Origin of the sequence: Sphaerochaeta associata (assembly GCF_022869165.1) — a bacterium.
GTDB classification, from domain to species: domain Bacteria; phylum Spirochaetota; class Spirochaetia; order Sphaerochaetales; family Sphaerochaetaceae; genus Sphaerochaeta; species Sphaerochaeta associata.
Genome location: NZ_CP094929.1, coordinates 387094 through 402404, shown reverse-complemented (window position 1 = coordinate 402404; position 15311 = coordinate 387094). Strand labels below are relative to the sequence as shown.

Annotated in this window: 14 protein-coding genes and 1 pseudogene; 3 read left to right on the top strand and 12 right to left on the bottom strand. The window is 46.4% G+C overall.

Annotation, left to right across the window (positions count from 1 at the left end):
* Window positions 1-246: 246 nt before the first annotated feature.
* From MUG09_RS01885 to MUG09_RS01860, 6 genes are all read right to left on the bottom strand, one after another.
* The gene (locus tag MUG09_RS01885; protein WP_244772939.1) at window positions 247-816 is read right to left on the bottom strand and encodes a DUF7713 domain-containing protein; all 570 of its coding nucleotides are present in this window, start codon (window positions 814-816) and stop codon (window positions 247-249) included.
* Window positions 817-879: 63 nt separating this feature from the next.
* Window positions 880-2175, bottom strand: a complete 1296-nt coding sequence (locus tag MUG09_RS01880; protein ID WP_244772938.1) for a hypothetical protein — start codon at window positions 2173-2175, stop codon at window positions 880-882.
* Complete coding sequence (locus tag MUG09_RS01875; protein WP_244772937.1) at window positions 2172-2462, bottom strand: hypothetical protein; 291 nt, start codon at window positions 2460-2462, stop codon at window positions 2172-2174. The genes MUG09_RS01880 and MUG09_RS01875 overlap by 4 nt, the downstream gene beginning before the upstream one ends.
* A gap of 423 nt (window positions 2463-2885) precedes the next feature.
* The gene (locus MUG09_RS01870; RefSeq protein WP_244772936.1) at window positions 2886-4058 is read right to left on the bottom strand and encodes an ATP-binding protein; all 1173 of its coding nucleotides are present in this window, start codon (window positions 4056-4058) and stop codon (window positions 2886-2888) included.
* 152 nt (window positions 4059-4210) lie between these two features.
* Window positions 4211-5338 (bottom strand): hypothetical protein, encoded by a 1128-nt coding sequence (locus MUG09_RS01865; protein ID WP_244772935.1) that lies wholly within the window; start codon window positions 5336-5338, stop codon window positions 4211-4213.
* 35 nt (window positions 5339-5373) lie between these two features.
* Window positions 5374-5772, bottom strand: coding sequence for a helix-turn-helix transcriptional regulator (locus MUG09_RS01860; protein WP_244772934.1), 399 nt, complete (start codon window positions 5770-5772; stop codon window positions 5374-5376).
* A 278-nt stretch (window positions 5773-6050) separates the two neighbouring features.
* Here MUG09_RS01860 and MUG09_RS01855 point away from each other — a divergent pair.
* The 3 genes and pseudogenes from MUG09_RS01855 to MUG09_RS01845 form a co-directional block, all read left to right on the top strand.
* Window positions 6051-6260: pseudogene (locus tag MUG09_RS01855) on the top strand (UTRA domain-containing protein); the annotation flags it as partial.
* A 145-nt stretch (window positions 6261-6405) separates the two neighbouring features.
* Window positions 6406-7044: a type IV toxin-antitoxin system AbiEi family antitoxin domain-containing protein gene (locus MUG09_RS01850; protein ID WP_244772931.1), complete on the top strand. Its 639-nt coding sequence runs from the start codon at window positions 6406-6408 to the stop codon at window positions 7042-7044.
* Window positions 7041-7910, top strand: a complete 870-nt coding sequence (locus tag MUG09_RS01845; protein WP_244772929.1) for a nucleotidyl transferase AbiEii/AbiGii toxin family protein — start codon at window positions 7041-7043, stop codon at window positions 7908-7910. Before MUG09_RS01850 ends, MUG09_RS01845 begins: the two co-directional genes overlap by 4 nt.
* A 130-nt stretch (window positions 7911-8040) precedes the next feature.
* Here MUG09_RS01845 and MUG09_RS01840 read toward each other — a convergent pair whose 3' ends face one another.
* From MUG09_RS01840 to MUG09_RS01815, 6 genes are all read right to left on the bottom strand, one after another.
* Entirely contained in the window at window positions 8041-9018 is a 978-nt protein-coding gene (locus MUG09_RS01840) for a helix-turn-helix domain-containing protein (RefSeq protein ID WP_244772927.1), read from the bottom strand.
* Window positions 9019-9192: 174 nt separating this feature from the next.
* Window positions 9193-10308 (bottom strand): Fic family protein, encoded by a 1116-nt coding sequence (locus MUG09_RS01835; protein ID WP_244772925.1) that lies wholly within the window; start codon window positions 10306-10308, stop codon window positions 9193-9195.
* Window positions 10309-10473: 165 nt separating this feature from the next.
* Window positions 10474-12249 carry an FAD-dependent oxidoreductase gene (locus MUG09_RS01830; protein ID WP_244772923.1) on the bottom strand — a complete coding sequence of 592 codons (1776 nt, stop codon included), beginning with the start codon at window positions 12247-12249 and terminating at the stop codon, window positions 10474-10476.
* 3 nt (window positions 12250-12252) lie between these two features.
* Window positions 12253-13080: a carbohydrate ABC transporter permease gene (locus MUG09_RS01825; RefSeq protein WP_244772921.1), complete on the bottom strand. Its 828-nt coding sequence runs from the start codon at window positions 13078-13080 to the stop codon at window positions 12253-12255.
* A 1-nt stretch (window position 13081) separates the two neighbouring features.
* Window positions 13082-13957, bottom strand: a complete 876-nt coding sequence (locus tag MUG09_RS01820) for a carbohydrate ABC transporter permease (RefSeq protein ID WP_244772919.1) — start codon at window positions 13955-13957, stop codon at window positions 13082-13084.
* 58 nt (window positions 13958-14015) lie between these two features.
* Window positions 14016-15302, bottom strand: coding sequence for an ABC transporter substrate-binding protein (locus MUG09_RS01815; RefSeq protein ID WP_244772917.1), 1287 nt, complete (start codon window positions 15300-15302; stop codon window positions 14016-14018).
* Window positions 15303-15311: the final 9 nt, after the last annotated feature.

The window sequence follows — 15311 nt, the reverse complement described above, 5'->3', positions numbered from 1 at the left end:
TAGCTACAGAAGAATTCCTGCTTGATCCATCAGTAACTGCATGCTGTTTGTGCCTTTCGATGCACCGTATGCTTGAGTATGGAATACGCCAGGCGGTACCGGGCCCTATTGAGCAGAAGGAAGAATCCTGAGCACCCCTACCTTAAAGGTATTGCACCAGACATGAGAAACAAGCAGTTATGGCGCTGATACCTTCAAGGATGAAAAGATTGCAAGCATAAAAGCCGCTGCACCAAGATTGCCACCTTATTCCTTTTTAGGCAGGATTGATTCAGGCGCAGCCCATTTGCTTCCTGGCTCGGGGATGCGCGGTTGCATGATGTACATCATATTTACACCTCGCACAGAGCTGAAGAAATCCATCATGTCTTCTGAGCTATACCGCTTTCCATCGATGATAAACGCAATTTCATCCCAAGCATCGGGATCATCGACGATACCTATGACTCCTATTTCACTCAGCTCATCCTCTTGCAAGGTATCATGCTTTAGAAATGCAACAATTCGATACTTCAGTTCTTCCATGGCTTCTTTTCCGTTCATGGTAAATGGCCCTAGATAGGAAACGGAAGAGAGGGCGGTCGGCTTGCCCTTATAAGCGTAATATGCAACCCCGTTGTCAAGCACTTCCTTCATCACCCGGAAACGCTGGCCTTCCACTGAAATCGTCTTGGGATGATCATATAAAGCAATATCCAATCCCATTCGCTTACACAGGTAGACATTGAAACAATCCAAGCAATAATGGGCAACACCACCCTTCTCCATCGAAATATGATGATTTGCCTCTATCCCGCAATCCTGACATGTGTACATACGTTCATCCTCCCTTGCTATTGACCAGCATAGATGGCGGAATCAGAGAAAGCAAGTACGGAATTACAACAACCTGGCTTGCTGCAATTCCTGTTTCAACATCCGTTTGGCAGGATACTTCCCAAGAAAGTACCCTCGCAGCGATTGAACCTCGTCTTCCCAGCCCAAGTCTTTAAGCAAAAGCAATTTCTGAACAAGAACCTTGCATTGGGTCCTGTCACCATCATGGGAAATCATTGTCTTGCAATATTCTGTCATATGCATCTTGAGCTCTGCCGTATAGCGAGGAAGCAAGTGATCGTAATAGTCATCGAACAGGAAAGGCTTATCCCGCACCAAAGCCATGAGACGTTCGGTTTTGCCTTCCTGACATAAAAATCGTGCATACGTATTGGTTGCCTGAGAGTTCTTCTCCAACACTTCCATGAGCTGTTGTACTACGGCATCCCAATGTTCGGCTTCAGTCAATTTTTTCAGCATCTCAATATGGCTGAAGGAACCTTGCGCAGCATATCTGAAAGCAAGTTCTCGAGTAATGTCATCCCTACCTGCCTTGATCGAAGCATCGTAGAGGTATGTATCCCACAACGTAATTCGCGAAAACCTTTCCAGAGCTCGCTGTGAAAGGGTAATCACGCGAACATAAGAGCCTGCTTTGAGTGCATCCTCAATAGCAATCGTGTACCAGCAAGCCTGACACTCGGGGCTCGAAAGGAAGACATCCAGTTCTTCATACAGTGCAAAACGCAGTAAAAGGGATATCCAAAATACCGATAGGGAATCATCCTCCTCAACTGCTTTGCGCACGCACTCAATCTCTTCATCGCCTTTGATCAGTCCCACCAGCACATGCAAACCGAGTTCCCAATCCCGACGGTCTTCCCACAGGTATTGCACAAGTTGCAGACGTTCTTCATCCTCAATCTCAACAGTACCAATAGCGTCGGCCAGGGCTTCCATACGGTTGCGGACTTCTCCTGCATTCCACTCGATACCTTCAAGCGTTTGCGTCGCCTCTTCGAGGACCTTAAGCAGATCGACAGCATACAGAAGACGCTTGTAGTGAATAGCAAAATCAATCTCAGAAAGGCACTCTTCTATGACGTTCTCACCTTGCTCGGCAAGGCAGACTTCCCCAAAGGAATTTTGTGTTAACTGGGAAACCGCTGTACCCAACCCAGAGCCCCAATGATGGAGCAAGGATTGCACATCGTCGGAAAATGCAATAAGGATATGCTTTGCCAATGAAGAATCGTACATAGCCGAATTCAGTAAGAAATCAACCAGTGCATCCTTGTCCCGACCTCGAAGCAGAGGCTTGAGGGCTTCTCTCATATCAGGCTCAGCCATTCTATTCATTGAAAAATATCCTCTTCATACATGATCCATTTGCAATCAGGTGAAGGCACTCGTGAATCAAGGACATATCTGAAATTTGTCTCCATGTACATGCTCGGGTGCTTGATGAATGGTTCTCCTGTATACCGTTTTCCATGTACGACGAAGTCTTCGTAGTCATACCCATTCCTCGAAGAAACAACACTGATAAAACCAGGTTCCAGGACAAGTACATCATCCTTCTGTCGTGGATCCGTATGCTCTGCGATGATGGAAGACAGCTGCTTTACAGCCTCTTTACCACTCATGGTAAAAGGTCCGTTAAACAGGAAAGATTCTGGATTATCCGCTCTTCCCGCATAGGCCCGGTATTGCACTCTCCCAAAGAAAGCCAGCTTTTTCACAATACCAGCTGTTATAACAATCAAGGCAGAGGGCTAGGCTCTCTGTCGATCTGAGTTTGATACATTGTGTTGCAGATGCATCGCAATGCTTACAATGGCTCATCCGTATTTTTCCTCTCATAGGTGAGCATACGACGACAATACTGTCGAGACAACAGTACACCTGGGTAATTAGAAGAAGAACGGGAAGTAAAGAACCTGAGAATCGCAAGCACTACCTAACGTATATTATGAGATTCGTTAGGTAGAAGGACTAATGCTTCGCTTGTAACGACCCAAGTCCTTATACTAGAGCACCTCGAACCCATCCTGTTTCAGTGTTGGCGATTACATAATCTTATTGTTCCAAAGAAGCTCGAGGAAATACCTCCAAGGCATAATCTCAATACCGTTATCCTGTTTTCTAGGTCGATCTTCATTACAGACCAAGATGTACCGTTTACAGATGCCTTCATCCATGAGAGCTCTCAAGCCCCGATAATCTCTTGAGTCAGCTTTTCTCGTCGTTTTCACCTCTATAGCCACAGAATCACCAAGAACGAAATCCACTTCGAATCCACTGGTTGTCCTCCAGTAACTCAGCACTTCCTTTCTTTGGCAATAGTCGAGGTAGGCACGTAGTTCCATAAACAAGTAGTGTTCAAACATTCTCCCATATTCACTTTGGGATTCAGCAGGAACCGGTGAGTTTTGCAGCAGTCTTGCAACACCAAGATCAAAGAAGTAAAACTTCGGGAGTCCGAACGTTTTTCGCTTGGATGCCTTGGTAAAGGCTGCAAGCTCGTACCCGATGAGCGTATCAACCAATATTTGGTACCAACCTGCGACAGTTTGCCTGGATACCCCGACATCGTTGGCAATATTGGTAAAATTGAGGATTTCTGCATTTGACACTGCAGCAACTTCAAGGAACCGTGTAAATTCAGGAATTTTCCTTGTTACCCCTTCAGCATGAATTTCCTCATTGAGATATAATGAAATATAGTCACTCAACTCTTGTTCAGGGTCGTCAGAACAATAGGCTGAAGGGAGTAATCCTGACTTGAATATTCTTTCCAACCGAATACCATCATTTTGAATTTCTGGAAAGACGAAAGGATGCATGGTAATCGACCCCGCTCTTCCTCCCAAAAGATTCACCCCAGCTGAGCGCAGTTTCCTTGCACTGGAACCAGTCAATAGGAATGTAAGATTCCGGTCCTCTATGAGAAGATGAATTTCTTCCAATAATTGTGGGACCTTCTGGATTTCATCAATCACGACAAGACAGTCACGCAAATCCCGTGCTTCAATCTCTTCCTTGAGCAATCCAGGATCAGCTAAGGCTCTCATGCGAAGTCTTCCATCCAATAGGTTCCAACTTAATGTCACCATATCCTGCAATTCATGACGAATGTAGGTAGTCTTTCCTGTCATCCTTGGTCCCAGCAGAAACTGTGATTTTCGTTCCAGTTTCTCTCTTATCTGCAGAATCCGTTTGACATACGCTTTATCTCTCATCGTCCTAACTTCCATATGGTAACATATTTTATTATATTTGCTATTACTAATTAACATATTTCATGATATTCGCTATTTCTGTTTACGTCAATGAAAATTCTCCAACCCAAAAGTACAATTCTTTGTTGTGAAAAGTCTAACCTATCCCTCACCTACATCGGCCTCAGTATTGGAAGCGGCTCCCAAGTAATGAATGGAGTGATTCTTCTCTTATACCGACCCAAGTCCTTATAGTGGAGCACCTCGAACACATCCTGCTTCGCTGGGAAATACTGATTCGCCCGATGGTAGGAGTCGTATGATGGAATAACGCCTACATTATCCTGGGCAAGCAGCCGCTTCCTGACCGATTCAGGATTTGTGATGGTGATGGGCAGACCTGCTTCGTGAATGGCATACAGCATCTTCAGTGTCTCGGCAAAGCGAGTCCAAGCCTCACCGCACAACTCGATGATAAAGCGATTACGTTGACTGTAGGGAGGCCTGTACACTGCAAGTGTGATGTGGGTGGTATTGCCGCCCCGCTTGATTTCCCAAGGATGGCCTCCCATCCCTTTCTTGGGATGTTTTCCATCAATCCAATCGGCAAACTCCTGCTGAGAATCCCCATCAATCTCCAATAATCCATCATCACGACCATCGGCGAACATGCGGTACAGCTCTCTACCCGAGAGGGTTTCGTCCACCTCTTCATCTTCCCGCTTGGCGGCAATATAGGCGATTTTGCAATAGTTGAAGTACTCATTGGCGGTCAAGCTCTCGAGTTCTGTGTTCTCGCTTCGCCTCAGATACAGCGATTCCACCAACTCAATGATTTTCTGTTTCTTCTCGGGTCCCACCTCAAGATCGAAGCGAAAGTAGTCTGCAAAGGTTGCACGAATCAGAGCATGAGGGACAATCCCCTTGCGGTAGTCCAAAGGATACTCAACTCGAACCCGCTTGTTGGCGGAAATCCAATCCTTGGCAACGAGTTTCAACCAATTGCGTGCCTCATGAACCAGGTTGGACCAGCCGTTCAAGTCTGGGAAACGGTAGTCAGGAAGTTCATTGATGCTGTTGGGCTTCTTCAACTCAATCGGCTTGAGATCACCGGTGATATCGATGAAAACATAAGCCTCCTTATAGTTGACCACCCTCAGATGGTGCCACTTCCCATTCTCGGAAGGAAACAAAACGTTCCAGATATGGTCCAAGGATTCCATAGCGTATTCAAAGGCTTCAAGCTCCTTCAGAAAGCCAAACAACACTTCCTCAACCGTTCCATTATCCTTCCTTTTCATGAAAGTTCTCTCCTTCTCGACGTTCCTTGCTCCTGCTAGGCGTCAGGAAGCAGTTCCTTGTAATCAACCCCAAGAGCCGGAGCAAGTTTCTTTGCCAGGTTGACACCAAGATTTCGTTTCCCATTCTCAAGCATGGAGAGCGCTTCCCGCTTGATACCGGCACGTTCAGCCAATGCTCCTTGTGTCATTCCTTTTTGTTTGCGGTACATCAACAGCCGAGAAGAAGCATCATATGATCGTGCACTATAGCAAGCTGACTCGCCGACAATATCTGCTACTTCCGAATACAAATCATCGATAATTTCGATATCAGGGAAAGCTTCTCGCAACAAGGATAAAACCTTGTCTTTTCCCCTTGTGATAATGATGTCAATATCATGAGTTGTATCGATAAGTCGCATCCGTGCCTCCGTATGAATAGTAATTACTCCCATTAGTGCGGAATTTGATTATATAGTATCTTATTTGTTACTTTTCTACAATCGAAAAGTTCCTGCTCCCAATACATAAATAGATAAAATGACAAATATTGGATAACAAAATTAAGGTCGACTACTAAATGAGTCGACCTAATATAACTAATAAAGAATAACTAAATTGGTGATCTAGGCTCTCACCAAGCCTAACTAATGTTTTCTATACATTTTATACTAAAGTTTTAATCACCTGTCAATCATCTTGGGATCGCTGATGGGGTTTCTTACGTTCCTACGGCCACCAGATAGCATTCGTCAATTGCAAAATTCGGGCGATCATGAGTGATGCAAGGCTGCAGGAGAAGCTCTCGCTTTCCAAACCGCAAGCTCTCTTGGTACTCCAACAGACGCACTTCTCCCAGCGAGGAATCCCTGTACTCTACTCCGACGGCTACTACCTCAGTGACAAGTTTGAGTTCTCAATCGTCAGAAATGTAAGCGAGTAAACGGGCTGTTTCACCTCATTTCAGAAATCACGAGAACCTTACCGAAAAGAATCCTGTAAGCGCATCTTGCTTTTGCACAGCAACTATTCTACTATGAAACTGTCATTTTGTGACAGTTTCTATAAAATTCGATAAGGATTTTCCCATGAATCGATTAGTCAAGACTATTCTCGAACAGGTACCCACCCCGTTATTTACCACGTTGGAGATTTCTCATCTTGTCGGGGGAAGTGCAAATAGTCGCTATGCCTTGGTCAAGCGGGCTATCGCCGATGGTGATATCATTCATATCAAAAGGGGCCTGTACACCCTTTCTCCCCTCTACCGAAAGCGAAATCTGAATCCTCTTTGTGTATCACAGGCAATCGTAACACTCTCCTACATCAGCCTTGAAACCGCCCTGAGCATCCATGGCTGGATACCGGAGGCTGTGACGAGCATCACAGCTGTCACTTCCCGACCTTCAACGGAATTCGATACTCCGGTCGGGCATTTCACCTACGACAGGATTCCTCAAAAGACCCTATTTGCTGGAGTCGAGAGGATTCATGACAATCCTTACTCTGTTTGGTTCAGGGCTATCGGGCTAAAAGCCCTTGCCGACTATGTGTACCTGCATGGTTGTACGTGGACTACAAGTCGCCCCTTGGTTGAATCTCTTCGTATTGATGAAGAGAGCCTAAGAGAAATCAAGGAGGAAGACTTCCTCCAATTGGAAGGCAATTATAACAACCAACGAGTGATCAGGTTCCTGGAAGGACTGAGAAAGGAGTTGTTTTCATGAGTGTAGTGATGGTTGAAGAAAAATTGAAATCATATCGGGCTTCATCAGAAATTGAAGAAATCCAAGCATTGAGAGAAATTACCCAGGAAATAATCCTCGCCTCCCTTGCAAGAACAGACTTCTATGAATATGCAGCATTCCAAGGAGGCACTTGCTTACGCATCTTCTATGGTCTCAATCGATTCAGTGAAGACATGGATTTTACTCTTATCAGAGGCAACTCAACGTTTGCTTGGAAACCTTACCTAGAACAGGTCATACGTGATGTTGCGTCTTATGGATACAACATGGAAATCACAGATAGACGAGAAACGGATTCACATGTTCGGCTTGCATTCTTAAAAGACGATACACTAGGAAAGATATTGCAGCTCCAGTATGCAGGCAAGACAAGTCAGCTTGGAAAAATCAAAATCAAGTTGGAAATCGACACAAATCCTCCAGGAGGTGGAACCAATGAGCTGAAATATGTAGATTTCCCATATATTTCCCCGATTGTAGTACAGACTCCTGACACGCTTTTTGCAGGAAAGATTCATGCACTCTTGTGTAGAAACTATGTGAAAGGCCGAGACTGGTATGATTTCATTTGGTATACATCAAGAAGAACAGCAGTGAATTATCAGTATCTGGAAAAGGCTTTACAACAATCAGGACCTTTGGAAAATACTGATATCCACGTAGATCAAAATTGGCTTTACAACAAATTACTTGAACGGATTACAACGATTGATTGGAAGGAAGCTGCCATGGATGTCAGACGTTTCGTCCCCGTCAGAGAGCAAGCTTCGCTTGATTATTGGAATACACAAGTATTTCTTCAGCAATTGGAAAAAATGCGCGGCACTTCAACAAAGGAGCAGTAATTCAAAGAGAATCTTATCTCTGATGGCATACCACTCCATGCATCGGAGAATTCAAGGACAAAGAGCCATTCAAATGAGTTTCACCCCATTTTATAAAAGTGCGTATATACTCATTTTGGGAAGATACTTGTTAGTCCGTATACCACCTTTGCCTCCTAAGCATATCCTCAAGTGCAATATCCACCCGTTCATCCTTTACATCCATCAAAGACAAATAGAGAGAAAGGGGGTCTACATGCCCATCGACTGAAAACAAAAGCGGATCATACGCCCATATCTGCAGCTCGGCAAGCTTCATATCCTTCACCATTGCCTCATCCCGGACGATCGTTTCTTGCATGTACGAAAACTGATTTTGCCCTATGGCTCGGATGCTGTATTCTGGACCATTGATCATCGTCAATTGCGCCAACGCTTCAAGCCCTGCGAGCAACGATGTATCAGGTACGTGCCGGACATTCACAATTTGCTTCACCGGCGAACAAAGAAATTCTTTGCCTCTTTTAAAAAATTGAGGGTCTTCAATTTTCCGATACTCTTTGCTCCTCCCTGTCTTTCCGGAAATTCGGCATTGTACAAGTTCAACCTCATAGAGATGCTGCAAGGCACGGGAAGCAGTCATCGTTGTAACATTGAGTTCCTTGGCAAGCCGTGTTACATTCATCTCAACGTTTTCTCTGTATAAGAAATACAGATATGCAAGCTGCGTTGAGGGAGAAAATTTACCCTTCTCAACTTTTTGAATACATTCTTTTGGTTGTTTTACATTGATTCCAAGGAAAGGAAGAAACATCTGTGCATCTTCCAACATGAAAGGGATTCGATTGGATAGCATGCTTTGCATTCGATAGCGAGACAGTGACTTAAAAAGGAATGCAACCGGTAAATCAGTCAGAGAACAAAGCCGTATAGCGTGTTTTTTCAATGCATTGGTACTCGCAGGAGACCTTACTTCTTTTGCAAGTAAAAAGGTTACACTCAACAGAGTAATCTCATACATCTTATAAAATTCCAGGAAATAAAGCGGAATTTTTTCAGATTCTTTCCAAGGCTTTATCTGTACTTGCTCATCAATGGTTTGTCTTAGCTTCTTTTCAAACAGTTGCATTGCTGTGATGTCTCCTGCTTAATATAACAATATATATTCTAATATAACATATATTGTGTTATATTTCTAGTTATATATAATATACCCTTATATTACAGGAAATAATTCTACAATTTAAGTCTCTCACCATCTTGGCTGGAAAGAAATTCCCTCGTTCTCATTCCAGCATTGTGTCTACAACACTCTTTCCATCACTGCTGGGTTGAGAAAGTATCCGGTCTTCGGACCTGTATCACCTGAAGGTACCAACAACCCTTCCTGAAGAAGATGCTGGATATCGCGAGTTGCTGCTGCAGGAGAACATTTGTTCATCTTTGCCCATTTGTCCGTCGTCAGCTTGCCTTCAAATGTTCCGTCTGCAAGCTTGAAGAGCATGGAAAATTGGCGGGAATTGAACACCGACGGATCAAGTTGCTTCATAAAATGCGTAAGTCTGACACGCTTCTCATACACCCTGATCGCTTGCTGCTTTGCTTGTACTGCGATGTTGATATTCCAAGTAATCCACTGCGTCAGGTCAAGCGACTGTGCTTGCCCACTAATGGCATTGAGCAACTGATAGTAAGCGTTTCGATGTTTCAGAATCAATGAGGACATACTGTATACACGATGCGTCACACCAAAGCCCTTTGAGATTACATAATCGGAGAGAGCCCTGCTGATTCTGCCATTCCCATCCTCGAATGGATGAATGCAAAGAAACCACAATGAAACAATTGCACTCTTTACCAAGGGGCGCTGCTCATTGTCTTCATTAATAAAGTCGACCAATCGCCCCATCTCTTCCTCGATCCTTACGGCAGGAAGCCCTTCGTAGATAATCTGGGAATCCTTGCCATTGCCTCTGCTGATATACACAGGGGCATCTCGATACTCACCAATCCTCTTTGGCTTGAGTCCAGCCAGCGATGAGAAAAGAAGTGAATGCCATCCCATGATTCTCGTCTCGGTCATCGTTTCCAGATTATCGGTTGCATCGAGAGCCAATGAAGCAATGCTTTCAGCATATCGGTCGCTCTTAGCACTTTGCTCAAGATGAACATCCAACTTCTTGCAAATTGAAGAGAACACAGATTCATACGCTATGGACTCACCTTCAATCTCGAGGCTCGATTGAATTTCCTCCGAAAGCGATTGGGCATGCATTCTCATTCTCATATCAGAATCAAGAAAGCCAAATACAATATCGGTCACTTGTTTCTGTATCAGATAGGCATCGTAGGATCGTGCAACTACTTGTTCATCAAATACATAGCATGGCCAATCAGGATTCTCCCAAATAGTGTGCATACTTCGTGCTCCCAAACAAATCATCGCATACCAAAGAAGAATAGTCCATCATTTTTGATTGGGTAGAAAACCCATCGCCCATATCCACTCAAAAATGATTGAGTACTATGATACTCCCTCTCCATTGCATGGGTAGCTAATCCAGAATGATTACACAGAACACGCTCACTGATCATTATGCATCTGCATCTCAATATTCGGCTTGGGCACTTCTTTGTTCTCAAGCCCTTTGAGCATGACAAGCAGCTTGGCAAGATGCTTCACGTACAATTGACGCGGTGATGCATCCCAAGTTCTGCACAGGCTCGCTGCATACCCGACAACCTCCCCCATCATCCCGCAGGTCCTCATCACCCTCGCTGCGCCCAAGGCATCATGCGTCACAGAGATATTCCTGCCTGCCATGAAGAGATTGGAGATATTTCGAGAATAAAGACATCGATAGGGAATGAAATAGGGGGTTTTATACCGCTGTCGGTAATCCTTGGTCAAGAATCCGTCGCCTTCATGGAACGCTGCATAGAACCTGCGGTCGGGATAATGAACATCAAAATTCCATGTGGAAGGAACGCATCCATCCTCATATGCACGATCGGCCATGACCTCGGCCTTGGTAAGGATGACATCTCCAAACAACCTTCGCGATTCCCGCTTTCCCCCGATATACGCCGCGAATCCAAGCCGGTGATTCGGGTAATCGTGGTCGTGGTTTTTCAAGCAATCCCAGGCACCATACATCGCCCTGAAATTCATATCGCGGGCATACTCTGCATACATAATTGGATCGAGCTCGCAGCCGCTTTCCCAGAACCAGCACCCAAGGGACATCTCCCGCTGGTTGTCGTACACATCCCGAATTTCTCCGCGACCCGGAAATTCCACCTCTTTAAGATCAACGGCCCAAGGGCAGGAAGGGAAATCAACCTTCGAATCGGTCTTCTCCACATACCAGATATTCGTCATCCCCATATGACCGTTGGTGGTAACCTCGAAATCGGCACCACTTATAGAACCAAGGCTGCCGTCACCCGTGCAGTCACAAAAGAGAGGAGCCTCAAGGCGAATAAGCGTATCGCTGCGATACTTCCAAGCAAGCACCGAAGTAATTACTGAACCATCGACATGACTCTCCACAAGAATTGAGGACGAGAACACCTGCAAGTTCTCTTGTTGCTCGAGTATGCTGCGTTTCTTGGCATCTTCATACAAATCCGCTTGATTCTCTGCCCCGTAATGCCCGATTCGCTCTTGCTCGAACTCCCCTACAATATTTCCGATACCTTCAAATGGTTTGAGATTCGTCAATCCACCAAGCCAAACCCGGACCTCCGAGCTGTTATTGCCACCAAAGACCTCACGGTCCTGAATCAGAGCAGTTTTGAGACCTTGGCGGGCGGCACAAACGGCTGCACACATCCCTGCAATACCGCCGCCGACTACCACAAAATCGAATGAGTACGATGTAAGCGGGGGCTGCTTAGCTTTTCGATACAACGCGAACATCTCACTTGGATCGGTGGGAAGTACTTCCTGCTTTTCTGTCGAGAAATAGAGGAATCCACAACGACCCTCAAATCCTGTAAGATCCTTCAAGGCAAGGTGTACGGTCGTGGAGGACACCTCCATGGTACCGCCATACTCCCAATCCCACGTACCCTCGTGGGTCCCGAATACCGGAGAAAGAACAGTGTCATCGACAGCGAGCTGAAAGACACCGGGACTAAAACCCTTCTTCCAGGGAGAAGTCCAATTGGAAGTATAGACATATACATGATACGTCCCCTGCTCGGGAAACTCCACGGTGGTCATAGCATCCGATACAGGGTTCCCCAACCCATGGGCCAACAAATACGGTCCACCCATGATCGAAACGAACTGGGTATCGAGCACCCAACCACCAAAACAGCTGAAACTTCCTGCAGGAACCAGAATATCTGCCATGGCTCAACCCTTGACGGCACCGGCTGTCAGACCGGCGATAAAATACCGCTGGAGAAACACAAACATCGCCGCAACTGGAATTGAGGCAATTACCGAAGCCGCCATCATGCCGATCCAGTCATTGCCTCCCTCACCGGTGAAGGTGAAAACCATACCGCTTGCCAATGTCCTGTTTGCAGTTGAGGAGATGAGGGTCAAGGCATAGAGCAAATCGTTCCATGCCCAGACGAAACTATAGATTGCAATGGTCATCATTCCCGGGACTGCCAAGGGGATGATGATCTGGAACATGGTTCTCCACTCAGAGCTGCCATCGACGCGGGCAGCCTCCATCAGCGATTGGGGCACTTGGTCGAAATACGCTTTCAATGTCCACGTTCCGACAGGAAGCGTGAATGCAATGTATGCAAGGATGATGGAAGGAAGGGTATCGAGCATGCCGACTTTCTGCATCATGGGATAGAGAGAAAGGAGCAGCAGACCTTGGGGGAACGCCTGGCTTACCATGATCAGGGCCATGACTGTTTTTCTTCCCTTGAAACGGAACTTGGAAAAACTGTAGCCGGCAAATACCGAAACCGCCGTAGAACAGAGTGAGGACGCGACTGCAACGACAATACCGTTTCTCAGATACCGCAGAAAGATCTTATCAGACAACACCCGCATAAGATTGGAACCATTGAAATGCTTGAAGAAGCTGAAACTGAACATTTCAGTCGCAGGTTTCAATGATGTGGAAACCATCCACAGCTGCGGGAAAAAGGCGAAGAATCCTATGACCAGGAGGAACGACCAAAAGAAAATCTTGAAGCCTATTGTTTTCTGAAACATCTCAGTCCTCCTTGATCCGTTTAAGATAGAAAATGCTGAACAAGCTGAGCATCATGGCCCAAATCACACCAAGGGAGGCAGCCCTGCCCAAGCTGTACTCCTTGAATGCCTTCTTATACACTTCGGTTGCGAAGGTGGAGGTCGCACGTTCAGGCCCGCCTCCGGTCATGACATTGATCAAATCGAAGTGCTGAAGGTTTCCGATGGTTCCCAGCAATAGGATAAGGATCAACACCGGCTTGATTGCGGGTATGATGACATGCCTGAACATTTGCAGATTGTTCACCCCGTCGATTCTTGCAGCCTCGCATTGGTCGTTGGACACCCCTTGCAGCCCTCCCATGATGAAAGCCATGTACCAGGGAAACATCTGCCATGTACGTGCTGTAACAACGGCAAGCATCGAGGTCTGCCTGCCTCCAAACCAGATGACATTCTTCTCGATGAGGCCGAGCTTTCCCAGCAAAGCATTGAGAATTCCGTAATCACCATTGAATATCCAACTCCATAAGAAGCCGATGGCAATGCCTGGAATGATCCAGTTGACCAAGGTAAGTCCCCGTACAAATTCCGAGCCCTTGAACTTCTGGTTCATCAACAAGGCCCAGATCAAGCCAATGGTAAAAGGCATAAGCGTAGAGAGAAGTACAAACTTGATCGTCGTCCAGACAAGAAACAGTGTATTGGGATCGGAAAAAAGCTTTCGATAATTCTCAAAGCCGATGAATGCCGATTTTGCATACAGCAGATTCCTGCTTGTAAAGCTGATGAAAATCGAGTTGATGAAGGGATAGAAAATCATGAGGGCAAAGATAGCCAACGCGGGAACCAACAACAGCCATCCCATCAGCGTCTGATTTCTTGTTGAACGATTCATAGACAATCCTTATTCAGGTAAACTCCCCGCCCTCCTTGGGAAGGCGGGGATACAAAGCTTACAGGGTATCGATTCGGCTGGCCATAGCCGATCCGGCCTGGCTCGGGGTCTTTGAGCCGGAGAGCATGGCCTGCAACTCTTCCAGAATAACCTGGTTCGCTGCAGCATACAGAGGACCTGCAGTCTCGGCCAACCTGCCGCCGTCAAGCACCGGTGTCCAAGCATTGGACCAGTAATCGGAGGCAACCGCCTCATTGGCGAGTACACTCTTCTTGGAGGGAAGCATACCGTTCTCCTTGAAGTAGCGAAGAGCAACCTCTTCACTGATCAAATGCTCGATGAAAGCCTTAGCCTGCGCCTTCTTCGGGCTGCGGTCGATGATCACCAACAGGTGTCCCCAGCCGCTTGCCTGAGGCTTGTCACCCTGCTTGAGTACGGGATGAACCTGCGGGAAGGCATACTCGGAGATATCGCCGAATGCCGGGTTGGTAATGGCACCCTTGCTCATCAGTGCATCATCATAGAATGCAACACGTCCTTCCTTGAAGAGGGTTCGGGCATCGCCACGGGCCATCGCCTGCTGGATGTATCCCTTCTGCATCAGGCTGTTGAACCAGGTGAGAGCCTGCACGGCTTTCTCACTGTTCAACGCACTCTTCCCCTGCTCATCATACACACTTGCGCCAAAGGTCCACAGCCATACCATCAGATCAGGAGCGGCTGTTCCCGACTCCTTGGTCATCGCTGCATACGCAACAATGTCGTTGGAAAGATTGGCATCCTTGTTGGCCGGGTGATTGGTCTTCACCATTTCACAAGCCCGCTCGAAATCAGCAATGGTCACGATAGGAAAATCCACACCGGCTTCCTTGAGAATCTTGGGATTGCTGATCAAAGCCATGGGAGCAACGGTCCAGGGAATACCATACTGGGTACCCTTGAAATTGCCGACTGCGATGGAACCTGCAGAGAAGTTGCTGGTGAAAAACTCCTTGCCGAATACCTGATTCAGATCGGCAAGCACTCCTGCTTCGGCAAGTGCAGGAAGCATCCTGATATCGATTTGGGCGATATCGTACTGCTCCTTACCCTGCGCCCTGATCGCCAGCTGAGACTCGGTCTCACCCCACGGCCAGTTGATCTGCACCACCTGTTCTTCTGCTCCCACCTTCTGGTTGAAGGTGTCGATCATCCAGGTAAAAATTTCCACTGATGCCTTTTCCGAACCAGACCAGTTGGAAAATGTCATACCTTGTTGTACTGCGGTTTTCTCTGCAGCACCTGCTGCAAAGAGAGATGAGGCGACAAGTGCCATCACTACAAAAACAACGATACTCTTTTTCATTGTCGTACT

Excerpts from the sequence above, each read along its gene's own strand:
- MUG09_RS01820 (WP_244772919.1), bottom strand. The coding sequence starts at position 13,957 with ATGAATCGTTCAACAAGAAATCAGACGCTGATGGGATGGCTGTTGTTG.
- MUG09_RS01860 (WP_244772934.1), bottom strand. The coding sequence starts at position 5,772 with ATGGGAGTAATTACTATTCATACGGAGGCACGGATGCGACTTATCGAT.
- MUG09_RS01825 (WP_244772921.1), bottom strand. The coding sequence starts at position 13,080 with ATGTTTCAGAAAACAATAGGCTTCAAGATTTTCTTTTGGTCGTTCCTC.
- MUG09_RS01885 (WP_244772939.1), bottom strand. The coding sequence starts at position 816 with ATGTACACATGTCAGGATTGCGGGATAGAGGCAAATCATCATATTTCG.
- MUG09_RS01830 (WP_244772923.1), bottom strand. The coding sequence starts at position 12,249 with ATGGCAGATATTCTGGTTCCTGCAGGAAGTTTCAGCTGTTTTGGTGGT.
- MUG09_RS01840 (WP_244772927.1), bottom strand. The coding sequence starts at position 9,018 with ATGCAACTGTTTGAAAAGAAGCTAAGACAAACCATTGATGAGCAAGTA.
- MUG09_RS01870 (WP_244772936.1), bottom strand. The coding sequence starts at position 4,058 with ATGAGAGATAAAGCGTATGTCAAACGGATTCTGCAGATAAGAGAGAAA.
- MUG09_RS01880 (WP_244772938.1), bottom strand. The coding sequence starts at position 2,175 with ATGAATAGAATGGCTGAGCCTGATATGAGAGAAGCCCTCAAGCCTCTG.
- MUG09_RS01875 (WP_244772937.1), bottom strand. The coding sequence starts at position 2,462 with ATGAGTGGTAAAGAGGCTGTAAAGCAGCTGTCTTCCATCATCGCAGAG.
- MUG09_RS01865 (WP_244772935.1), bottom strand. The coding sequence starts at position 5,338 with ATGAAAAGGAAGGATAATGGAACGGTTGAGGAAGTGTTGTTTGGCTTT.
- MUG09_RS01815 (WP_244772917.1), bottom strand. The coding sequence starts at position 15,302 with ATGAAAAAGAGTATCGTTGTTTTTGTAGTGATGGCACTTGTCGCCTCA.
- MUG09_RS01835 (WP_244772925.1), bottom strand. The coding sequence starts at position 10,308 with ATGCACACTATTTGGGAGAATCCTGATTGGCCATGCTATGTATTTGAT.
- MUG09_RS01850 (WP_244772931.1), top strand. The coding sequence starts at position 6,406 with ATGAATCGATTAGTCAAGACTATTCTCGAACAGGTACCCACCCCGTTA.
- MUG09_RS01845 (WP_244772929.1), top strand. The coding sequence starts at position 7,041 with ATGAGTGTAGTGATGGTTGAAGAAAAATTGAAATCATATCGGGCTTCA.